Below are 21,790 nucleotides of genomic sequence, written 5' to 3'. Positions count from 1 at the left end.
AAAACGTCGATTTCGTACCGTAAACGGGCCTTCTGCCTGTTCAGGCGAACGTCAGCTTCCTGACGGTAAAGGCTTCCGCAAAACGTGTAGGCGCACGGCATTCCATTCCCCGCAGCCGCGCCAGGCCGCGAAAGGTATCCGCATCGAACCAGTCCTTGGATCTCTGTGTTCCAAAATGCTGCAAGAGAAGCTCGACCTTCATGTTCATCGCGTCTTCGCTCAACGGCACGTAGGCGTTTCTTCTGCCGAAATCGCCGTCCCATTTCGGGATTTCGTATTCCATGATCAGGTGATTTCTGAAGATGTTGGATGTGAGCCTGTTGATTTCCCGGTGATCCTGATGCGCGTCCTCGCGGCTATGCGTGAATATGACGTCGGGACTGACTTTGTCGCGCAATGTCAGCAGCCATGACTTGATCTCGCGGCTCTGCGAGGGAAAGTAGCTGTCCTGAAACGATGCCAGTTCAATCGAGTAGGATGCTGCTTTTGCAAGAAAAGCTTCGGCGGAACTGCGTGCCTCCAGGGCGCGCTCGTTACCGGCACTGAGGACGCACCAATAGACATCGAGCAACACGCCCTTTGAAAGCAGGCTGAGTACCGTGCCTCCGACGCCGATCTCAATGTCGTCGGAGTGAGCTCCGAGACAAAGGATCGACAGACGATCACCGGCGGAAGCGAGGGACATGTTTTTCATGGCAGCAGCTTCGTGTTTGACGACTTGCGTGCCATCGACGCATCGTCTCCAATCCATGGCATGTCACCACGCTCTACCATTGCCTCCAACGTCTGCCAGTCGCGCAGCGTATCCATTGACCGCCAGAAACCCTCATGTTTGTAGGCCATCAATTTATCTTCAGAAATCAACCTCGAGAACGGTTCCAGCACGAGTTCCTCACCCTCGCGCATGTAGTCGAAAATTTCGGGTCGCATCAGGAAGTAGCCGCCGTTTATCCACATGTCGGATGTTTCCGACGACCGAAATTCCCGGACTCTTCCGCTCTCGTCGATTTCCGCCAGGTGGTAAGTGAGGGGCGGTCTGACAGCCAGAAAACAGGCGAGCTTGTCGCTCTTTTCGAATTGGGCAATCATGTCGTCGAGATCGACGTCGGTCAGGCCGTCGCTATAATTGGCAAGGAACATCTTCTCGCCCTTGAGATGATGACGTACGGCCCAGAGGCGCTCGCCTATATTGCGCCATATCCCCGTATCGATCAGGGATACGCGCCAGTCCCTAGGTAGCTCCTCGAGCAATTCCACGCGTCCGGGGCTCGATATGACGCAGTCGGCATAGCTTTCCGGCCGGCTGTTTAGAAAGAATTCTTTTATGACATGCGCCTTGTAGCCAAGGCAGAGGATGAAGTCCTCATGCCCAAAACGGGCGTAATATTGCATGACATGCCGCATGATCGGTTGAGACCCAAGCGGGATCAGCGGTTTCGGGACGCTTTCGGAATATTCTCTGATGCGAGTACCCCTGCCGCCACAGAACAAGACGACCTTCATTGTACCAACTCCTTCGGATCAATGATGGATATGTCGGGAATTGGAACGACGAATTTACCGCCCCAGTTTCTGATGTCGTTCATTTGTGCAACGATCTCATTCTTCAGGTTCCAGGGGAGAATGAGAACGTAATCCGGCTTCATGCGCTGGATTTCGCTCACGGGCCGGATCGGAATATGCATTCCCGGCGTGAGGCGACCATGTTTGTAAGGATTGCGATCGACTGCAAAATCGATGAAATCGGTGCCGATACCGCAATAATTTAGCAGCGTGTTGCCCTTTCCCGGTGCGCCATAGGCACAGATCGATTTGCGCATTTCCTTGAGGCGGATGAGGAAAGACAGGAGGTTTCGCTTTGTCTGGCGTACGGCTTCGGAGAAGGCCGTATAGGTCTCTATTCTGTCGAGCCCGGCATTCAGCTCCCGTTCCAGGAGGCTATCCACGCGGGGTTCACGCGGGAACTTGCTGTCTTCGTGCGAGAAAAAGACCCGCAGCGAACCGCCATGTGTGGGAATCTCTTCGACATCGAAAACCTTTAACCCATGACGGCGGGCCATTTTTTCTATGGTCAGCAATGAGAAGTAGGAAAAGTGCTCGTGATAGATGGTGTCGAACTGGTTTTCCGCGATTAGCTTTTCGATATGCGGGAACTCAAGGGTGATGACGCCTTCAGGCTTGAGCAGCACTTTCATACCGGCGACGAAATCGTTGATATCAGGCACCTGGGCAAGGACATTGTTGCCGATGATGAGATCGGCTTTTTGGCCTCTGGCCGCCATATCGGTTGCTAGAGCCTCGTTGAAAAATTCAGTCAGTGTCGGAATACCTTTGCCGATCGCAACCTTTGCGACGTTGACCGCCGGTTCAATTCCCAGCATCGGGATGTTGCTGGTCAGGAAATGTTGCAGCAGGTACCCGTCGTTGCTGGCAAGCTCGACAACGAAACTGGATTCGCCAAGCGCGAAGCGCTCGATGACCATGTCGCAGTACCGCTTTGCGTGAGCGACCCAACTGTCCGAGAACGAGGAGAAATACGCGTACTCCGTGAAAATATTCTCGGGCGCCACATATTCCTGAAGCTGGACGAGGAAGCATTCGTCGCAAACGAATGCGTGGAGCGGATAAAACGGCTCGACGTCGTTGGCTGCGTCAGCTGCGACGAAGCTTTCGCAGGGCGGAGACATTCCAAGATCGACGAAGGTATGCACCAATGGCGAGCTGCAAAGACGGCAAAGCCCGACGTGATGCGTCGAGCTCAGTCTTGCAGAAAAAACTGCCTCATTATTCATCTGACGCCCCCTGATTTCATCGCATTGTCTTCGAGTGAATTTCAGAAAATTCTTTTATTAACTGGAAAAAATACTATGGATCGGGGTGGGTGACGATACTGCATTCGGCTCGAAAACGTCATCCATAAGCCGTAGGGTTATATTGGAATCCGCTAAAATTCGCTTCCGGCGGCTGGTTTCCGCAACCGAAAGGGTGACTTATTTGCCAGCCCGCCTTCAAGGTATGGTGCTGCCTATGGGTGTATTCCGGAGCCGCTGAAATGGTGGAGAATTCTTCTCGAATACGGGATTGCATCAGGAGCGCCGAATGCTGTTTGAGAAGACGAAAATCGAGGGGCTCTGGGTCGTCAATACGGTGCCTGTGCGGGACAGTCGCGGCTCTTTTGCCAGGACGTTCTGCAAACGCGAATTTGAGAGCAACGCGCTGGTATCGGACTTCAGTCAGCACAGCCTTTCTCTATCGAAGCTGAAACACACGGTACGAGGGCTGCATTTCCAGCGACCGCCGCATCAGGAGACAAAGCTGGTTTCCTGCGTCAAAGGATCGATCTGGGATGTCGCCGTCGATCTGCGCCGGGGCTCGCCCACCTATCTGCAATGGGTTGGCACGGTGTTGTCGGCCGACAATGGCGCGCAGTTCTACATTCCCGAGGGTTTTGCACACGGCTTCCAGTCGCTCAGCGACGACGTTGCTGTGTCCTATTTGATTTCGGTGCCCTATGCCGAGGCAAGTGCGGCAGGGATCCGGTATGACGAGCCCGCGATAGGTGTAGAATGGCCTGCGCCGCCCTCGGTCATATCGGAAAAGGACCTCGGTTGGCCCGCTTTGCAATGAAGGTCTAGCGCGTCAGGAAACCGAGGTTCGAGACAAGGCCCGCCTCGAGCAGCCTGCCGGCAGCGCTCGCAATATCGACAAACGGCATTTTAGACCTTTCGGCGATATCCAGTAGTGAGTTGGTTCCATCGGCGAGGTTGAGTATCCATAGATAGGCCATGGTGCGGTCGTCATTCGTCTTATGGCCGCCTATCGCAGGAAAAAGCCCGTATTTTCCGAGCTGTGGCTCACCCTTGGGCCGAAGGTTCAACGGCGTCCAGTTGTCTTCGAGAGCATCGATCATGTCCATGATCATCCAAAAGGATGAGTCGAGATGTTCGGGCCGGATGAAGTCGAGATTGTCGGCCGAGGTGTGATATTCGGGAAAGGTTCCGAAAGCGCTTCTCTGCAATAGTCCAACCGGCAGGTTGAAGCCCGGCGAACAGAACTGGCGCTCGTCATAGCCGTAGGGAATGAAGTCGGCGATTGCCAGATGTTTACGATCCTCTCCGCAGCGGGTGCAGGCGGCGATCCGGTCGATCAGTGCATCTCCCCTGCGGCTGCGCTTGTAGTTCGGCCCGCCCCCGTCACCAATGCACGAAACCACAAGACCATGCGCAATGTTCGATATCCCGTCTTCGTTCTGCGCAAGCCATGACAGGGAGCCGATCGTTCCGGGTGCGAAGACGAACCTGTAGCTGTAATATGTGGACCTGCTTTTCAGGCCTGCGGCAAGACACGTCAGCAATGCCAGGCCGGAACAATTGTCGTTTGCGAGCGACGGGTGACAGATATGCGCGAAGAGAAGCACCTCTTCGGTACTTTGTCCGATATGCAGATATTCGCCGTAATACAGATTGCCTGACGCCTTTTCGGTGTCGATGACGACCTCATAGTCGCCTTCCTCTAGCTTGAGGAATTCATGATGCGACATGCAAAAGCCCCAGGCATCCGTGTAATAGGCTGTTTTGTAAGGAATGAGATCGGGTTGTGCCGGCAAGGTGTAGATATGCGCTTGCAGTTCGGCCAGCGGCATCACGCGACGTTGAGGGATGCTGTAGCTCATGAGATGCAGGTTCGACATTTGAAAATCGATTACCTTGCGTCCCGCCGCGTTCTTCACATAGGCGTCCCGGACGTTCCATTCCTGGGGCACCGTCCAGTCGAAAACCCGCGTCCCACTAGGGACGGCGCGCTGCTCGATATCGATATAGTCTTTAAGGATATCGATGGTGTCGCGCACGCCTTTGCCGGTGATGCTGCGACAGATCGGAAAGAGGCGGGAAGCCAGATCATGAATAGTCTGGCCGATACCTGCCTCTCTCCATGCATCGCCTGTCAGCTTTGCACCAGGCTCCATCTTGCCCATCCGGGCCTCCTGTTTAAACCGATGCCGCAATATCGGCGTTCTGGCGCGGCGCGGCCATGGGGCGGCGCAGGTTGATGTCGATATCCTTGTCGCCGATCAGCTTCTGGAGTTGGCCGATGCGCTGATAGTGCGGTCCCTCGAATTCGGCCATTGTCAGGCCGGCACTCTTGTAGGCCCGGTAGAGTTGCTCGGCACCCGCGGCCGCCGTCCATGTCGGTTTGAACGCCGGAAGCGCACGGGCGATCTTGCCAAAATCGACGCGGTAGGAACGGGTGTCGGGGCTTGCATCGCTCGCATATTGCAGCCGGCATCCAGGTACCGTGAGAGCGACGATTTCGGCGATCTCCCGGATCTGATAGTTGTGCGCATCCTGTCCGACGTTGAAAGCCTGATTGTGTATGGCATCGGTCGGCGCTTCGAGCGCAGCCAGAAAGGCGCGCGAAATATCCTCGATGTGAACGATTGGGCGCCATGGCGATCCGTCGGATTTCAGGAGGATCAGTCCTTCCGTCACCGCCCAAGCGGTCAGGTTGTTGAGGACGATATCGAAACGCAGCATGGGCGAAAGGCCATACGCTGTTGCCGGACGCATATAGACCGGCGAGAAGCCTGGGCTCGCGAGGCTTGCAATCTCCCGCTCCGCCAAGACCTTCGACGTGCCGTAAGCCGATACCGGTTTCAGCTCTGCCGTCTCGTTGACCAGTCCCTCGCCAGCGGCGCCGTAGTTGCTGCACGACGAGGCGAAGATGAAACGCTTGACGCCAGCCTTCTTCGCGGCTCGCGCTGCCCGAACGCTGCCGCGGTAATTAATCTCATAGGTAATTTCCGGATTGAGATTGCTCAGCGGATCGTTGGACAGCGCTGCAAGATGAATGACAGCGTCGAAACCTTCCATATCCGAAGGCTGGATATCGCGGATGTCCTTGCATACGCCGGGGACCTGCGGCAAAGGTCCGCCTGGAACATAAGCGCAGCGATGGTAGAATTCAGTGTCATAGCCGTGTACTTCGTGACCCGCCTTGCGCAGGATGGGTACCATGACGGAGCCGATATATCCGCGATGCCCGGTGACCAGAACGTGCATGAAATTTCCCCTCAAAATCTATTTTCGATTGCAACGAGCGTATCTTTTCAGGCGAGATCGATGCACCGCACAAAGCGGCTGTATCGATAATGCGAACGGTCTAGGTGCCCCGGCCGGTTAAGGCTTTCGGATGCTTTCCGATAATTTGGGCATGTCGGTCATTACCAACCCATGGCTGACCTGATGCTGCGCGTTGCCGTTGAAACGCCGGAAGACGACATCGGATGGGCGTCCCGTTAGGAATTTGTCGACTCCGTATTCCAGCGCTTTACGGTAGACGACAAGCGCTCCATCGATGGCGTCAAGCGTTTTGGCTATATCCTCGTCCTCATGCGTGTAGCTTACAACGAGAGACGGTGCGAGAAGGCCGCGACGGATGGTTTCCTGCAGAAACAGCGAGCGAAAAGCCTGAGACGGCTTTCCGGTCTGGTCCAGCGTGAAGTAGCTGAGGCAGGCGGAGTGGCCCTGAATGCCGAAGTAGGAATCCAGTCCGTGCGCAATTGCGATCTGGCTGATGGCGGCGCGCAGCGAATTTCCCTGTCGGACCAGATGTGGGACCACGGGTTCCTGCGTGTAAACTTTCATGGTCGCGATGGCCGCCGCCATCGCATGCGTTTCCGCGCCATGCGTCGTCGAAAGCAGGAAGACACGCGGGGCATCGGTTTGATCGATACCGCCTCGTTCCATGAACTCACGCTTGCCGGCAAGTGCGGAAATCGAAAAGCCATTCCCCAGCGCCTTGCCGAAACAGGATAGATCGGGGACGATATCGTATGTCTTCTGCGCGCCACCCGCATCCCAGCGGAAGCCGGTGATCATTTCGTCGAGAATAAAAAGCGCGCCGTTTTCGTGACAAAGCTTCTGGAGTTTGTGAAGAAACTGGTCCCGAGGAGGATCACCGCGTGACGGCTCCAGAATAAAGGCGGCGATACGACCTGGAAAGCGGTCAAACAGACTGCGCGCACTCGCCAGATCATTGTAGCTGAAGCCAAGGACCAGATCCTGGATCGCCTGAGGAATGCCCGCATTCATCTCCGTTGTTCCGATGAACCAGTCGTCAGTGGAGAAAAAGGGGTGGTCGCTGCAGCGCGCGATCAGGTCACGGCCGGTAACAGCCCGTGCAAGTCGTATCGCGGCGGATGTCGCATCGGAACCGTTCTTGCAGAATTTGACCATTTCGGCTGTCTGGATCGTATCGAGAAAAGTCGAGGCGCAATCCACCTCGATCTTCGACGGGCGCGTGAAATTGCAGCCGCGGTATAGTTCCGCACGCGCCGCCTCTACGACGTCGGCATACGCATGGCCAAGGCCGACAGCCCTATTGCCCATGCCATACTCGATATATTCATTTCCATCGACATCCCAGACATGACAGCCATATCCCCGTTCAATAAAGCCGGGAGACAGGACAGGGTACTGGTCGTCACCCTTTGCATAGGTATGTGCACCGCCCGGTATGATGTTGCGGGAGCGCTGGCGCAGTCGATCCGAGTTTTCGAAATTTTCGACGAAAGTTTGCATGGCGCAATCCCGGGTCCATATGTCCAATGACCAGAGATTACCGTATCCGGCTCGGTGGCCGTTACCCCGTCTTTATGTTGGGAATGCTAGCCGAAAGGCTTAGAGGAGATGTACAGCCTTCCCGTCATAATCGCTCCGATGCGTCCGCATCATGCGGGGCCCGACACCCGCAGGCAATTATGGTTCTGCAATAGGTCCACTGCAAGACACTTGATTTTAGTTTTTGAAGAGATCGGATATTTTGAAGATCACTTCCGTTCTGTTTTTGGCGCCTACTTTCTTCATGATATTGCGAATATGTACCTTTACGGTGCTTTCACGAAGATTGAGCTCATAGGCGATGATCTTGTTTGGCTTGCCTTGCGTCAAGGCGTTGATGACGTCGACCTCACGTTGGGTGAACATGGCCGTGCGCTGACGTTCCTTGTCTTCCGCAACCACGAGCAACTGCCTGAGATCGCTCAGATTTTCAGCCGATACGAACGCGCCGCCCGCCAATGCAAGTGAGATGGCGCCCACGCACACCGCCAGTCCTATCGACGAGGATATGTATCCCCGAACGCCCGCGTCAAACGCCCTCATGACCTGACGCAGATCGCGGTTTTCAGCGAGAATGACGACCGGCAGATAAGGGAAGTCGGCAATAAATTCCCGTAACTCATGGAGGGATACGTCATCGCAAAAATCGCTGCGACCGACGTTGACCAGGATGCCGCTATGCTGGCCGTTTGGAGCATGTCTCCAGTCGTCGAGTGATGAAAACAACTCGACTTCCATATCAAGGCCGTATGCGATCAGGCTCTGAGCCAGACACTCACGGTCGAGCGCGCGGTCAGCGATGATCGCCAACTTTCTGACCGAAGTTTCCATAGGTTTCGAGTGCGCAACCACATGGAAATTTGATGAGAATTGGCTATGTCCGTTGTTGGGAACTGATGTCAGCATGGTATGTCCTATCCGCGCTAAAGAGTGCTTTGCGGATCTGTCTGGCTTGGCAGAGACGCAACCGAAGATTTTCTTTCTAAGATTCGGCACCACGGAAGTTTGAAGTAATTCAACCCGGAACGCCGTCATCAATCAGAACTTAGGAAGCTACTCTGTTGCGGTCTGGATTTTTCGGAATTTAAAAATCGGCCAGAAATCAACAGACGTGGCACTACCCGAATTTCTACTCCGGCATCCTACAATGGAGTATCGCAACTGGAAAAGGTTCGGAAATTACTCACTTTTGATTGAGATTTCGAGCGGGCGTTCAATCTGGCATGATGTGGGTAGACAACCAGACACGCCATAACTGTTGAAATATAATTCTTTCAGGCCATCATCATGTTTTGCGCGACACCACTAACTATAATGGATGAATTATAATCGCGGCCGGATTGATTTATCATCCTCCATTCGTGCGTTTGTTCGCGATGTCATCAACTTATGCGTGTTAATCGCATTTTGAAATTGCACCTCACGACAATCGGACGCGCTGCGCCCCGCATATGACGGGGCATGGTGACTATGTATCCCTGACGACTGATCTCAAGGCCTTGATTGCTGCTTTCAAGACTTGTTGACCCACAACGCCTGACGCTTCGCAAGGGTCGATCTCTATTTGGAATGCGCGTCAATTTTAACGAGAGTGAATATGGCGGAACGCGGCGAGGATAGTAACAAGGTTCCTTCTACTTTCGAGGTAGACACCGGTTCGATGTCCGGATCACAGGAAGGACGTCCTCTTAGGATGTTCCCGATTGTCGGCGTCGGTGCTTCATCGGGTGGACTGAATGCGTTCAGAGCCCTGCTCAAAGCGTTGCCTGAAAAAACCGGCTGTGCGTTTCTTCTCGTTCAGCATCTTGACCGGTCGCATGAAAGCATCCTCGCAGAACTTCTGGCGAGCGAAACGACTATGGTCGTAACGGAGGCTGTCAACCTTGCCTTGATAGAGCCCGAGCACGTCTATGTCATTCCACCAAAATTCCTGATGTCGGTTGACGGAGGAAGGATATATCTGTCGCCCCGGCGGGAACTGCATGAGGCACCTCTGCCGTTTGATTTTCTCCTGGGTTCTATGGCCAAGGAATTCGGGCCGTGGGCGATAGCAGCTGTCCTGTCCGGCACGGGGTCAGATGGCTCATCCGGCGTCCAGCAGATCAGGGATTTCAAGGGACTTGTTCTGGTCCAGGAGCCTCAAGAGGCACAGTTTGGCGGCATGCCCGAAAGTGTTATTTCGCTGGGCATTGGCGCTACGGTTTTACCGGTCGAAGAGATGCCTGCGGCCATCGCCAAACATATTGCGCTGTTGTCGCGGCTTCGAGCCGATCACTCGATGGAGCGCCGAATGCCCCAACTGGACCGGATCATCGAGATATTGAGGGTTTCCACAGCGAATGATTTTTCGGCCTATAAACATGGAACGATGCAGCGCCGGGTCGAAAAACGCATGGCGGTTCTCGGTATCGAGATTGAGAAGATAGACCGGTATCTTGAGATTCTCGAAAGCAGCGAAGACGAGCGGCAAAATCTCGTCAGAGATCTCCTGATCAACGTCACCAGTTTCTTCCGCGACGGGAAGGTGTTCGACTTTCTACGAGATACCATTATTCCGGATATTCTCCACGCAAAAGCGGCTCACGGAGCAGTGCGGGTCTGGGTCGCTGGATGCAGCACGGGGGAAGAAGCATATTCTCTGGCTATTCTCTTCCTCGAGCTCATTCAGTCCATGGGCCTTCGTCTCCAGTTTCAGATGTTTGCCTCGGATGCTGATGGCGAGGCGGTGGCAATTGCCAGAGATGGACATTATTCACATGAGGCGACCAAGTCGCTGCCGACGGACTTGCTGGAAAAATATTTCGTAAGGGATGACAACGGATATACCGTGACGGCGCAACTGCGTGGGGCGGTGGTATTTACCGTGCAGAATGTCCTCAGCGACCCACCGTTCTCACGGATCGATCTAATTTCATGCCGCAACTTGTTGATTTACCTCGAAGCGGAAGCCCAAGCCAAGGTCTTGTCGCTTTTCAGGTTCGCCCTGCGGGAGAACGGCATTTTACTGGTCGGAAAATCCGAAACCGTTGGCGGAATGGATGACCGTTTCAAGCTGATTTCGGAATCCGAAAGGGTATATCGGCGTATCGGGCCGCCAGTTTTCGGTGATCTTAATTTCGGTGCGGTTGCGGGCGGAAATGTCAGAATTCCCTCTTCGCTAGGAAAGGTGACTTCAGCGTCGAGGCACAGTGCGCTTGCCGAGGCGGTTTCCCAGGTTCTGCTCGGTAGCTACGTGCCCGCCGCAATCCTCGTCAATCGGAAGTATGAGTATCTCTACTCCATCGGCCCGACAGCAAGGTTTCTGCGAATTGCTTCAGGCCCGGCATCGCATGACCTGTTCGCCATCACACCGACGGCGCTCCATAATAAGATCAGGTCTGCGATCCACCATGCGAGCCGGGATCAAAAGCCGTTCGTAGCCAAGAATGCAAAACTCGACAGCAACGGCGCACACATCGAGTTCAACATTCATGTCGAGCCGCTCTTCAGTCAGGGTGAAGAGCTGTTCCTCATATGTTTTGTGGAGGATGCTGCGCAGGCCAACGCTGTTGTCCGATCGCAGAAATCATCAACGACAGATGCGTCGCCCATTACCGAGCTTGAATTCGAACTGGAGGAGACACGGGCGGAATTGCAGGGCGCCATACGCAATCTGGAAATTGCCAGCGAAGAACAGAAGCAGATCACCGCCGAAGCGCTGTCTCTGAATGAGGAGTATCAGTCGACCAATGAGGAACTCTTTACTTCGAAAGAGGAGCTGCAATCCCTCAATGAAGAGCTGACAGCCCTCAACAATCAATTGCAAGAAGCGTTGGAGCGTCAGCGGGCAGTTTCCAACGATCTGCAAAATGTCCTGTACAGCACGGATGTCCCAACGCTTTTTCTGGATTCCAGCCTTCGTATACGGTTCTTCACACCCGCCACCCGTTCAGTATTCAACATCATATCCTCCGATGTCGATCGACCCCTGTCGGACCTCAGCGGCTTTGACGGCGACATTACGCTTCAAGTCGATGCAACGGCGACGCTGCTCCGAGGCAACACAATCGACCGAGAGATAGGAGGACCCGATGGCCGCTGGTATGTCCGCCGCGTCAAACCCTATCGCGGCGCGAGCGAGGCAATTGACGGAGTGGTCATCACCTTCATCGATATAAGTGCCCAGAAACAGGTTGCCGAAAGCAGGGAAGCTGCCAAGAAATTCGCCGAGCGGGCGACCGAGGCCAAGTCGCAATTCCTGTCTGCGGCAAGCCACGATCTGCGTCAGCCGTTGCAAACCTTGAAGCTGTTGCACGGGCTTTTGGAAAGGAACGTGGGTGAAGGGCAAGCACGCACTTTCGTCCAGAGGATGGGAGAGACGCTGTCCTCGATGCTGGGTATACTCAACTCTGTTCTTGACATCAACCAGATCGAAGCGGGGATGGTGGAACCGCAGATCGTGAGCTTTGCGATTGGCGATCTTCTGGGAAGGCTGTTCAAGGAATTTTATTATCCCGCTCAGGCCGCCGGGCTGCAACTCCGTGTCGTACCGTCCAGCCTTGCCGTTCGCACCGATCCCCGCCTGTTCGAGCAGATCGTTCGCAACCTTTTATCCAATGCACTGAAATACACGCCGAGCGGCAAAATTCTGGTGGGTTGTCGCCGTCGCGGTACGAAGGTTCGCTTTGAAGTGTGGGACACTGGCATCGGCATTCCCGAAAATCATATCGAGGATGTTTTTCAGGAATACCTCCAGCTCGATGCGCCTGCTGGAACGGAAGACCGTGGTTTGGGGCTGGGATTGTCGATCGTCAAGCGGCTCAGCGAGCTTCTCGAACTAAGGGTAGTGGTGCAGTCACGACTACATAAAGGTTCGGCATTCATGATCGAGATCGATCACGCACCGGCAGGTGAGCCGCTTGTATCACTGCCTGCGCCAGTGGATGACCATCCGAACCAGGCGGCTACCCTTTCGTGGGCGTCGGTTCTGATCATCGAAGACGAAAACGGCATGCGTGATCTGCTCAAGATGGGACTTGAGCAGACTGGATATGTGGTGGCTGCGACCTCTACGGCTGCTGAGGCGCTCGCGATTGTTCGCGGATTGCAGTTCACGCCCGACGTTATTCTCGCAGACTACAATCTCCCTACCGGCGGGAATGGCATAGCTGCGATCGGATATATCCGGCAAGCACTCCGCCGAAATGTTCCGGCGCTCATTCTCACAGGCGATATTTCAAGCAAGGCCCTGAGGGCTTTTGCACAGCACGAAATTCCTTATCTGCACAAGCCGGCGAAACTCAAAGACGTCGTGCAGGTCGTAGAGACCCTGGTTGTTCGCCAAACCGACGAGAGGGTAGTGCACATAAGCGAACCCGAATACATGAGGCCTATGACAGGTCGGCTCATCGAAGTCATCGACGACCAGCAGGACATCAGGGACAATTTGCGCGCTCTTTTCGAAGGAGAAGGCTGGACGGTTGCAACCTATGTATCGGCAGAAGAATATCTTGCAGATTACCATCCGGACAGATCAGGTTGTCTGCTTGTCGATGCGTATCTGCCGGGCATGGTCGGCATGGAGTTGCTGCGTTTGCTGAAAGAAAAACATCATCGGTTTCCGGTGATTGTGATCACGGGTCGCAGCGATGTCCGTATGGCAATCAATGCGATGCGATATGGAGCGGCCGATTTCATCGAGAAGCCGTTTTCTTACCAGGAAATATATCGGAGCGTGCAGTCGGCCCTCGAGCGATCGCGTGATGTGAACGAGCGCGAAGAGCGGCGTGAAACGGCTCGAGCCACGCTGGCGGCTCTTACTCGCAAGCAACGTCAGATCCTTGATAGAATTGTTCAGGGGCAGGCCAACAAGATCATTGCAGCCGATTTGAAGCTTAGTCAGCGCACTGTCGAGAACCATCGCGCCTCAATCATGCGCCGAACGAAATCCACTTCGTTGCCGGCGCTCTTGCGGCTTGTACTGAATGCAGAAGAATAGGCCTTCATCATCGAAAGTTTGGCCGGTCGATCACTATCGGCGGGCGATCGCTGCGCGAATTCGATGCAAGGCATCAGGTCGGCGGACAAGATAACTTACCGGCGGCAGAAACGCTGAAGCGGGTCTCAGGCGGAAAGCCTGTGCGAGAAGGGCACCCGCGCCGGGCCGGCGCCGGACCAGATTGGAAAGCGCGCACCAATAGGCGCGGTCGCTCAGGCTCGCGCGACCGCGCCGGAGTAGGGTTTGGGCATCGGCAAGCAAAGCCCCTTCATTGCCAAAGAAGCTTTCGAGCGCGGCTTCGATTTCGGTATTCCAGGCAAGGACGTTATCAAGGATGGCGGATTGGTTGGCACCGTGGATACGGGTGAAATTCTGCACGGCGTCAAGTTCGACGATATCGCCCAGAACTGCGAGCCGCATCCACATCTCGACATCGTCAGTATGGCGCAGTGCTGGCCGATAGTGACCGGCATGTTGTTGAATGTGTGTTCTGGTGACAGCGAGTGGGCCTGGCACCGGGCTGCGTCCCGTCGCGCAAATTTTGGCGATGAAGTCCATGCCCCGATGAAGCTGCATGCCATTGGCATCGCTGCGAAGGCCCGATGCTATTTCGGCGTCGTCACGGAAGAAGGCGGTGCGGCCGAAGGCCATGTGCGCGGCGGGGTGATTGTCGAGCGCCTCCATCGCGCGCGCGAGTGCTCCAGGCGACAGGACATCGTCGGCGCAGATGATGGCGAAATAGTCCGCCCGGGACCAATCAATGCCTTCGTTGAAAGACGCGTGACCGCCAAGATTCTTTGGCCGCAGGCACGTTTCGATACGGGGATTTGTTGTCGCCAGAGACCGGGCGATCGCGACACTGTCGTCTGTGGAGGCGTTGTCGATGATGAGGATACGCATGTCCGGGATGTTCTGGCCAAGGACGCTTGCTACGCATCCCTCCAGAAAGCGACCGTAATTGTAGTTGGGGATGACGATATCGATGCTGCTCATGGTTCCACCGCTGCGGGAACGACGGTGTCGGGAATGGAAGCCGATACAGGAGGTTTTCCGATCTTGCGCGGACGCCCGGCAAAAGCATCGAGCGTCGAACGTATTTCGCTGACGAGTGGGTGACGCAGAAGAAAGAGGCAAGCGGCCCAGCCTGTCACCGAAAGGAGGACGGCGCCGCCAGCCTGGGCGAGGGAGTAATCGAAGCGAAATCCCATCCAGGCGGATATGGCGAGCGGCCCCGCAATCGCGGCAAGGGTCACAGCGGAACTCGGCCCGATGGCAGCGAACAGTTCGGGTAGTTTAAAGTGCGCATGGCGTCTTACCAGATAGAAGGCGACGAGCATCTGGAAGGGCAGCGTGACGAACTGGCTCAACGCTACCGCGGTGAGACCGAAGAAGCTCGCAGAGCAAAGCACAATTGCCGAGACGCTGCGGCAGACGAAATTGCCCAGGAAAGCCTCCCGGTTGGCGTTGAGAGCGATCAGCAGCGGCGTTGTCAAAACCATGGGAAACCAGAAGATCGACGCAAGCGCGAGAATCCGGGTGATCGGTACGGCGGCAAGCCACTGGTCTCCAAGTGCAAGGCGCACGATGGGATCGGCGAGAATGGCAACCATGATCAGCGACGGCCAATACAGCACAGTGATGTAACTGAGGGCGCGCAGGTAGGATCTGCGGACATCTCCACCTTCGCGAACCTCGGCGGCGAGCGCCGGGAAGGCGAAGGAAAAGATCGCCGAGAGGAAAATGCGATCGGGAATGGAGCAAACGGTATTGGCGCGATTGTAGATCGCGACCGCTGTCGGTGTCATGGCAAAGCCGAGCACCAGTTGCGGCAGGGACTCGTATAATTTGTCGACGATGGTTGCAGCGCCCCTGTAACGGCCGAATTCGGCCATACGGCGCCACGACTTCAGAGAAAGGCGTGCGGTACGCTGGGCCGGATCGGCATAGGCGGCAAGGGCGCTGGCAACGCTGTTGCCGACGAGCAGGCCGAGCGCGAAACTGACAAAGCCCCATCCATTGCTGGCAGCGAAGATCGTCACGCCAGCCATAACGACGAGGCCGGTGGTTCGGACGCGTGCGATGGTGCCGAAGGCTAGCCGGCGACGCAGCATGGAAAACGCTGGCATACCCAGGCTTTCGGCCATGACCGCGGCAATCGCCAGGATAAGATAGTGCTGGAGACTGGGCTGGTGGTAGAAAATCGCCAGAAAGGGTCCGCATAGATAGAGAACGATCCCTAGAATGCCGCTGACCAGAAGCAAGAGCGTAAGCGACGTGTTGATGTCATCGTGTTCAACAACATCGAGCTGAATAAGGAAATCGGAAGAAACGAATTCGCGAAAGGCGAAGATCACCGCTGTCACCCCGTAGCCAATAACGGCAAAACCAACTTCCGCAGGCGAGAGCAGTCTCGATACGATCGCGATCAGAGCGAAATTGATCGCAATTCCGAGGTGCTGTTCCAGCATGGCCATGAAAAAGGCGCGGCGGACTTTGTGCATCGAGGGCTCCGACAGCGTCGCCGATAATCGACGGTAGCGTCAAATCTAGAGTGTGGACTTGGACCTTGGAAATCTGACCGTTGGGATGGCAGCCGGATCCGTAGGTGTAGGCCGTTTGGAGAATGTTTGTTGAGGGGCATGCAACAGCGTGCGGTCTACTCCCGTCGAGTATTGAAGAGCCTCGGTATTACGCCGAAAGCATTAGGTTGCAGGACTGCGTGTCTAAGGCGTCACGCTCTGCGGCGTTGCGACGACATCAATTGAGAGAAATTCCCGGCCGAGCAGCGCTTCCTGCTCGGAAAGCTGGCGCTTGAAGCGATCATTGGCGTGGGCAATCCTCTCCCTCACTGCACCGGCTCCAGCGAGTATCTCCTTGACCAGCTCAATGACTTCCTCGACTTCGAACGTGTCGATATGCCGGGAGAATTTCTCCTGGTCGAAATCGCTCATCAAATCACCGAACTTTCTGGCGTAACCGATTGATATTGTTGGAATGCCAAGTTTCAGAGAGCAGACAACTCCATGATATCTCGACACCACGGCAAGATCGATTGCTGCCATCTGCTGCATGATATCGCGCAGCGTTGCGGCAGAGCTGATGTCGATCCGCGACAGCTTGTCCTCGGATAGCATTTCCGTCAGCAGGAACATCAAATCCGCGCAGGCGACCCTGTCGGTAACGTCCCCCATCAAAAGGGTGATGCGATGGCCTTCACCGATCAACCAGCTCACGAGACGTGAGAGCTTGTGGATGTAGGTCTTGTAAATCCTGGCGGCCTCGGGATCGTTGTGACGCCAGCCGCGATAGTCCATAACGCCGACGCCTATTCTCATTGAGCCGCCGGCGGGGCTCTGCCGGTGGGGCACAGTAACAGGAAGATCAAAGGCGATATCGGGGTAACGGTGGTCGCGTGACACGTCGACACCGATCATTTTCATGTAGTTGAGCGAGAAATCGTCCCGGTAGGATCGATATGAAGCCATCTGTGCGGCGGAGCGCAGGAACCAGCGGCTGAGACGGCTTTTCATCGGACCGGCGCCGATGCTGACAAAGGCGATCCGCGTGTTGCGAAGGCGTGCGACGAGGCACCAGCAAAACACGACAAAGGGCCAGCCGAACCACTTTTCCTGAAAATCATCGAGGATGCCGGTCCCCGGTATGATCATCAGGTCAGCCTTGTCGAAACTAAAGAGGGAACTGACCAATAGCATGAGCCGTGAAGGCACCTTGCCGAGCAGCTTGTCCAGTTGCCTCATCCAAGCGTTTGTCAGGGGAGGCCCGCCAACGCCCATCGCCCGAATATTGAACTTCGCACTTACGACTGTCGGACTTGCACAGATACACAACAGATCGGCATCGGGCCTCATCCTGCGCAGATAAAGGAGCATGGCTTCCAGCGATCCGTCATTGCCCGAATTGCCAGAGCCAAATTGTCCAAGGAGAGTGATCCTCATTTATTTTCCAATCGCAGCCCGGCGCCGACACGCTCGATATGGTATTGATATCCGCTGGATCAGCACGACCCCACACCGACCTTCGGGTTGCGTCTTACGCCAAACGAATAGTCTGGCCGACGCAAACCTCTCAAAGGAAGATACAGCTAAGCCTAAGATGCAACTGACTGTCATCCCGTGGCTTTTTAGTATGTCGCCTTAGCAGCCACTCGAACCGTCCGCCGTCGATCCGTTGCGGCATGGTTGTGGATGCAGGAGCGAGAGTGTCCCATGAAGCTTGCCTATTTTGTCCTTCCTCATATTGGCGGCACCTATTCCGTCTTCAAACATCTTCGCAAAGGCCTCGCCGCCTATGGCATAGACGTGCGATGGCTCGGCGTGTGCAAGGAAACATACGGGCTGCCTCTCGATCTGCAGGGTGAAAAGGCATTCGGGCAACTGCTGCGCATGCCCGTCAATCTCAGCGAACGTGAATGTGCATCGCGAATGGCGGCCGCCATCGAAGAAGGCGAGTTTGACGGGGTGATCGTCAATGTTCTTGGCGATCAGTTGCAGACGAATATCGCGCGCTATCTCCCCGAAGGTATCCTGCGTATTCTCGTCGTTCATAATATCTCACCCGGAACATACGCGGCCGCGCGCTCGGTCCGGGACTATGCCCATGTCACGATTGGCGTATCGGAGCGGTGCCGCGCCGATCTGGTCGCGCGCAACGGCTTTTCGAAGGATCGCACCTACGCAATCCCGAATGCGGTGGATAGCGATGCGTTCCGGAGCCAGGCGGTTCGGCGCGTCAACCGGGGGCCGGAACTCAAAGCTCTCTTCGTCGGCCGCATTGAAGATGCTTCGAAAGGCGTGATGTGGCTGCGGGAAATACTGGATGCCTCGCCTGAGGCAGTGCGCCTGACGATCGTCGGAGATGGGCCGGATATGGGCAAGCTCAGGCGAAGGCTAGATGGCCATGGCGATCGCGTCAGTTACGCAGGATCCGTGCAGCTTTCAGACATACCGGTCATCATGTCCAGTCACGATGTTCTCATCATGCCGTCCCGCTTCGAGGGGCTTGGCATGACGATGATAGAGGCAATGGCCGGCGGCTGCGTCCCGGTCGTGTCTCATATCCGGGGTGTGACGGATACGATTGTCGAGCCGGGCCGAAACGGCTTCCTGTTCCCGATCGGCAATTATACGGCAGCTGCGAATGCGATCGCGCGTTTGCATGCCGATCGCGACCTTCTCGAGCGGATGTCGATCGCGGGAAAGGAAATGGTCCTGAACCGCTTCAGCATCGAACGGATGGCCGCACGCTATAACGAAGTCATTACCATGACACTCAACGACCGTCCCGGCCTGTCAACAGTGCTCAGGATGGAGGACTGGTCTATTCCCGCCGGTTTGAGGCCGGGCCTTCGAACCTATCTGCCGTTGCCCTTGAAAAACTGGCTTCGCGTCGTTCGTGAACGGCTCTGAAGCGATGTTCGGCGATCAGCGGCGACTTGGACATCTGTGCGGCGTCTTCTTTTTTTGGCTATGCATGTTTTCGGCCTGCAACGCACAGGATCCCGTTTTTCCGCTGCAGACGTCGCAGGACGGGCGTTATCTTGAAGACAGCAAGGGTCTGCCGTTCCTGATTGTCGGCGACAGTGCGTGGTCGCTCATTGGCGATACCTCCATTCCCGATGCGGAATTTTATCTGGAAACCCGAAAGCGGCAGGGCTTCAACACCGTGCTTGTATCGTTGATCGAGCATCAGTTCTCCCGCAAGGCGCCGGCGAACTTCTACGACGAGAAACCTTTCGCAGGCGATGCCTTTGAGCAACCGAACCAGGCCTATTTCGACAGGGCGGAAGCCGTCATAAAGGCAGCCGCCAGTCGCAATTTGCTGGTGCTTCTCTGTCCGGCCTATAGCGGCGCACGCGGCGGCCCCGAGGGATGGTATCAGGAAATGGTCGCGGCCGGGCCAGAAAAGCTGCGGGCTTATGGACGCTATGTCGGGCAGCGTTTTGCGAAGTACCCCAACATCATCTGGGTGCAGGGCGGGGATTACGATCCGCCCGATCGTAATCTGGTCACGGCTGTTGCAATGGGAATTGCGGAAACCAATCCTTCGGCGCTGCAGACCGTGCATGGCAATCCCGATACCGTGACGAGCGATTTTTGGCGGGATGCTTCCTGGCTCGATATCGATTCAGTTTACACTTACGGCAATGTCGCGGTGGCGGTACTGGATCGTTACCGATCTGGACCAAGACGCCCTTTTTTCCTCATCGAAGGCGCATATGAAGGCGAGAACGATGTGAAGGAGCGTCAGGTTCGTCTTATTGCCTATGGTGCGCTGCTTTCAGGAGCGAGCGGTCAGCTCTTCGGCAACAATCCGGTCTGGCATTTTTCCGCCGCCGGGCTTTATGAAGCGAAGGACAGCTGGCAGGGTTCGCTGAACAGCCGTGGTGCTCAAAGCATCACCCATCTGGCCTCGCTTTTCAGACAACTGGCATGGTGGAAGCTCGTACCCGATCAGGGCAGCTTGCTGAAAAGCGATGCGGGCGCATTCGCGGCGCGCGACAGGGAAGGATCTTTCGCCGTGCTCTATCTCGATACTCCTTCCGTTGCGATTGATCTCGACAGTTTGGCGGCAGGCGAGAAAACCCTTCGCTGGTACGATCCCTCGAATGGAATCTACATCGAACCGATCGAGCGTCTTGGCCGCAGCGGCCTTCGCAACGTGACGGTGCCGGCATTGGCGAATGCTTTCGGCTTTCAGGACTGGATTGCCGTTCTCTCCACACAGGAATGATCACTCATAAGATGCCGCTGGCTGCCGAGTCGTTCATTTGTGGTCGCTTGCCGTCAAGGTCCCAAACCTAGCTCTTTCGATGGTCGATCCGGTTCGGGGGTAGGCAGGGTAGGCGTTAATTTCGACACCCTCTCCCTTTGGTGGATTTCACACGCCTTTTGCCCGCATACCCCTCAGGGCCGGTGTTTTTTAGGATCGTCAGGAGGCGAGTTTCGTCGCAAATGCGCCGCCAAGGTTCAGCGTGGGGATCAAACATGTCGGGGATACTCTTCAATACCATCGCCACTTTCATTCTGTGCGTATCCCTCATCGTCGTTCTCAGGCGCCTGACCATTGTGTTTCAGCTGGTGGATCGCCCCGATTCAATCCGCAAACGCCACACGGGAGCCGTTCCGCTTTGCGGTGGCATCGCAATCTTTGCCGCTTTCACCGTTTCCGCCTTCGTTGGTGGGTGGAGCGAGGCTCTCGGCATGAACTTCTGGCTCGGACTGGCGGTCATCCTGCTAATGGGCGTCGTCGATGATCGCCGGCCGCTGCCCGCAGCAGGACGACTTCTCATGCAACTGGCAATGGCGATCGCTCTCGTAGGCGGCGCCGATATCGGCTCTCTCTCCATCGGCGTACTGTTCACGCAGCATTCGGATCTGTTCCTGCCGCTGTTTTTCGTCATCGGAGTTCTCTTCGTGACCGGGCTGGTGAATTCGTGGAACATGCTCGATGGTGTCGACGGGCTTGCTGGCGGCACTGCGGGTGTCGCGTTGATCTGGCTAATGGTCGTAGCGATCTTCGCAGGTATCGGCGACGTCATCCCGCCGCTTCAGGCACTCTGCGTATGCCTCTGCGCTTTTCTGGTCTTCAACATGCGCGGTCCATGGCGCGCACGGGCGAGCATATTCCTCGGCGATGCGGGCAGTACCGCACTGGGTGCGACGATTGCCTATGTTATCGTCCTGCTGGCGACCACAAGCGCTGCCGTATCCTTTCCGGCATTGCTCTGGATCGTGATCCTGCCGATCACAGATACGCTCAGCCTGATTGTTCGCCGTATCATGAACGGTCGCAGTCCAATGTCGGCCGATCGCTGGCATTTTCATCATCTGCTGCTGGACTATGGTTTCACGCCGGCGGCTGCAACGAACACGTTGGTCGTCATTTCCTTCATTTGCGGCGGCGTCGGTTTTGCGGGGATAAAAGCCGGTATCCCGCCGGAAATGATGGCGGCCGGACTTCTCGTGCCGATTGCCCTCCACACGGCTTTCGTTCTAACCGCGACGGGCTATCTCTCGAAAACCTGGCTTCACAGGGGAAATTTCGATCTCTACCGCGAGGTGGCGCGTCTCCCTGTCTCCGCCAACGCCGCACCGGAGCCAAGAGCCATGCAATCGGCGAGTGATGAGTAATCGCATCATGAAAGCGCCGTGGCCCGGAACGCGAATTCCCTCGA

Annotated in this window: 15 protein-coding genes; 5 read left to right on the top strand and 10 right to left on the bottom strand. The window is 55.9% G+C overall.

Annotation, left to right across the window (positions count from 1 at the left end; genetic code table 11):
* Nucleotides 1–40 precede the first annotated feature (40 nt).
* Genes F617_RS0119145 through F617_RS0119135 form a run of 3 tightly spaced genes read right to left on the bottom strand, consistent with a single transcriptional unit; the run spans nucleotide 41 to nucleotide 2,792 of the window.
* Nucleotides 41–694, bottom strand: coding sequence for a PIG-L deacetylase family protein (locus tag F617_RS0119145; RefSeq protein WP_026330955.1), 654 nt, complete (start codon nucleotides 692–694; stop codon nucleotides 41–43).
* Nucleotides 691–1,503, bottom strand: a complete 813-nt coding sequence (locus F617_RS0119140; protein ID WP_019566371.1) for a glucose-1-phosphate cytidylyltransferase — start codon at nucleotides 1,501–1,503, stop codon at nucleotides 691–693. The genes F617_RS0119145 and F617_RS0119140 overlap by 4 nt, the downstream gene beginning before the upstream one ends.
* Entirely contained in the window at nucleotides 1,500–2,792 is a 1,293-nt protein-coding gene (locus tag F617_RS0119135; protein ID WP_019566370.1) for a class I SAM-dependent methyltransferase, read from the bottom strand. The genes F617_RS0119140 and F617_RS0119135 overlap by 4 nt, the downstream gene beginning before the upstream one ends.
* A gap of 307 nt (nucleotides 2,793–3,099) precedes the next feature.
* On the opposite strand from F617_RS0119135, the gene rfbC reads away from it, so the two are divergent.
* Nucleotides 3,100–3,627 carry a dTDP-4-dehydrorhamnose 3,5-epimerase gene (rfbC, locus tag F617_RS0119130; RefSeq protein ID WP_019566369.1) on the top strand — a complete coding sequence of 176 codons (528 nt, stop codon included), beginning with the start codon at nucleotides 3,100–3,102 and terminating at the stop codon, nucleotides 3,625–3,627.
* Between the two features lie 4 nt (nucleotides 3,628–3,631).
* Here the strand turns inward: rfbC and F617_RS0119125 are convergent, their stop codons facing one another.
* From F617_RS0119125 to F617_RS0119110, 4 genes are all read right to left on the bottom strand, one after another.
* Nucleotides 3,632–4,975, bottom strand: coding sequence for a DUF4910 domain-containing protein (locus tag F617_RS0119125; RefSeq protein WP_019566368.1), 1,344 nt, complete (start codon nucleotides 4,973–4,975; stop codon nucleotides 3,632–3,634).
* A gap of 13 nt (nucleotides 4,976–4,988) precedes the next feature.
* Nucleotides 4,989–6,059: an NAD(P)-dependent oxidoreductase gene (locus tag F617_RS0119120; RefSeq protein WP_019566367.1), complete on the bottom strand. Its 1,071-nt coding sequence runs from the start codon at nucleotides 6,057–6,059 to the stop codon at nucleotides 4,989–4,991.
* 117 nt (nucleotides 6,060–6,176) lie between these two features.
* The gene (locus F617_RS0119115) at nucleotides 6,177–7,580 is read right to left on the bottom strand and encodes a glutamate-1-semialdehyde 2,1-aminomutase (RefSeq protein ID WP_019566366.1); all 1,404 of its coding nucleotides are present in this window, start codon (nucleotides 7,578–7,580) and stop codon (nucleotides 6,177–6,179) included.
* A gap of 216 nt (nucleotides 7,581–7,796) precedes the next feature.
* Nucleotides 7,797–8,525: a response regulator transcription factor gene (locus F617_RS0119110; RefSeq protein WP_026330953.1), complete on the bottom strand. Its 729-nt coding sequence runs from the start codon at nucleotides 8,523–8,525 to the stop codon at nucleotides 7,797–7,799.
* Between the two features lie 787 nt (nucleotides 8,526–9,312).
* Between F617_RS0119110 and F617_RS0119105 the strand changes: the two genes are divergently transcribed.
* Nucleotides 9,313–13,596, top strand: a complete 4,284-nt coding sequence (locus F617_RS0119105) for a CheR family methyltransferase (protein ID WP_019566364.1) — start codon at nucleotides 9,313–9,315, stop codon at nucleotides 13,594–13,596.
* Between the two features lie 33 nt (nucleotides 13,597–13,629).
* Here the strand turns inward: F617_RS0119105 and F617_RS0119100 are convergent, their stop codons facing one another.
* The 3 genes from F617_RS0119100 to F617_RS0119090 all read right to left on the bottom strand — a co-directional run bounded on the left by F617_RS0119100 (nucleotide 13,630) and on the right by F617_RS0119090 (nucleotide 17,552).
* On the bottom strand, nucleotides 13,630–14,589 hold the full coding sequence (locus F617_RS0119100) for a glycosyltransferase family A protein (protein WP_019566363.1): 960 nt from the start codon (nucleotides 14,587–14,589) through the stop codon (nucleotides 13,630–13,632).
* The gene (locus tag F617_RS0119095) at nucleotides 14,586–16,097 is read right to left on the bottom strand and encodes an oligosaccharide flippase family protein (protein ID WP_019566362.1); all 1,512 of its coding nucleotides are present in this window, start codon (nucleotides 16,095–16,097) and stop codon (nucleotides 14,586–14,588) included. Before F617_RS0119095 ends, F617_RS0119100 begins: the two co-directional genes overlap by 4 nt.
* Before the next feature lie 222 nt (nucleotides 16,098–16,319).
* Nucleotides 16,320–17,552: a polysaccharide pyruvyl transferase family protein gene (locus tag F617_RS0119090; RefSeq protein WP_019566361.1), complete on the bottom strand. Its 1,233-nt coding sequence runs from the start codon at nucleotides 17,550–17,552 to the stop codon at nucleotides 16,320–16,322.
* A gap of 270 nt (nucleotides 17,553–17,822) precedes the next feature.
* On the opposite strand from F617_RS0119090, the gene F617_RS0119085 reads away from it, so the two are divergent.
* From F617_RS0119085 to F617_RS0119070, 3 genes are all read left to right on the top strand, one after another.
* Nucleotides 17,823–19,022: a glycosyltransferase family 4 protein gene (locus tag F617_RS0119085; protein WP_019566360.1), complete on the top strand. Its 1,200-nt coding sequence runs from the start codon at nucleotides 17,823–17,825 to the stop codon at nucleotides 19,020–19,022.
* A 64-nt stretch (nucleotides 19,023–19,086) separates the two neighbouring features.
* Nucleotides 19,087–20,346 carry a DUF4038 domain-containing protein gene (locus tag F617_RS0119080; protein WP_245260831.1) on the top strand — a complete coding sequence of 420 codons (1,260 nt, stop codon included), beginning with the start codon at nucleotides 19,087–19,089 and terminating at the stop codon, nucleotides 20,344–20,346.
* A 254-nt stretch (nucleotides 20,347–20,600) separates the two neighbouring features.
* Nucleotides 20,601–21,746, top strand: a complete 1,146-nt coding sequence (locus F617_RS0119070; RefSeq protein ID WP_019566358.1) for an MraY family glycosyltransferase — start codon at nucleotides 20,601–20,603, stop codon at nucleotides 21,744–21,746.
* Nucleotides 21,747–21,790: the final 44 nt, after the last annotated feature.

The sequence above is a fragment of the Agrobacterium sp. 10MFCol1.1 genome, from assembly GCF_000381165.1.
Lineage (GTDB): Bacteria > Pseudomonadota > Alphaproteobacteria > Rhizobiales > Rhizobiaceae > Agrobacterium > Agrobacterium tumefaciens.
The sequence above is the reverse complement of the archived record's forward strand: the minus strand, read 5'-3'. Positions and strand labels throughout refer to the sequence as shown.

Coding starts and splice junctions, on each gene's coding strand:
- F617_RS0119145 (WP_026330955.1), bottom strand. CDS start 694: ATGAAAAACATGTCCCTCGCTTCCGCCGGTGATCGTCTGTCGATCCTT.
- F617_RS0119140 (WP_019566371.1), bottom strand. CDS start 1,503: ATGAAGGTCGTCTTGTTCTGTGGCGGCAGGGGTACTCGCATCAGAGAA.
- F617_RS0119135 (WP_019566370.1), bottom strand. CDS start 2,792: ATGAATAATGAGGCAGTTTTTTCTGCAAGACTGAGCTCGACGCATCAC.
- rfbC (WP_019566369.1), top strand. CDS start 3,100: ATGCTGTTTGAGAAGACGAAAATCGAGGGGCTCTGGGTCGTCAATACG.
- F617_RS0119125 (WP_019566368.1), bottom strand. CDS start 4,975: ATGGGCAAGATGGAGCCTGGTGCAAAGCTGACAGGCGATGCATGGAGA.
- F617_RS0119120 (WP_019566367.1), bottom strand. CDS start 6,059: ATGCACGTTCTGGTCACCGGGCATCGCGGATATATCGGCTCCGTCATG.
- F617_RS0119115 (WP_019566366.1), bottom strand. CDS start 7,580: ATGCAAACTTTCGTCGAAAATTTCGAAAACTCGGATCGACTGCGCCAG.
- F617_RS0119110 (WP_026330953.1), bottom strand. CDS start 8,525: ATGCTGACATCAGTTCCCAACAACGGACATAGCCAATTCTCATCAAAT.
- F617_RS0119105 (WP_019566364.1), top strand. CDS start 9,313: ATGTTCCCGATTGTCGGCGTCGGTGCTTCATCGGGTGGACTGAATGCG.
- F617_RS0119100 (WP_019566363.1), bottom strand. CDS start 14,589: ATGAGCAGCATCGATATCGTCATCCCCAACTACAATTACGGTCGCTTT.
- F617_RS0119095 (WP_019566362.1), bottom strand. CDS start 16,097: ATGCACAAAGTCCGCCGCGCCTTTTTCATGGCCATGCTGGAACAGCAC.
- F617_RS0119090 (WP_019566361.1), bottom strand. CDS start 17,552: ATGAGGATCACTCTCCTTGGACAATTTGGCTCTGGCAATTCGGGCAAT.
- F617_RS0119085 (WP_019566360.1), top strand. CDS start 17,823: ATGAAGCTTGCCTATTTTGTCCTTCCTCATATTGGCGGCACCTATTCC.
- F617_RS0119080 (WP_245260831.1), top strand. CDS start 19,087: ATGTTTTCGGCCTGCAACGCACAGGATCCCGTTTTTCCGCTGCAGACG.
- F617_RS0119070 (WP_019566358.1), top strand. CDS start 20,601: ATGTCGGGGATACTCTTCAATACCATCGCCACTTTCATTCTGTGCGTA.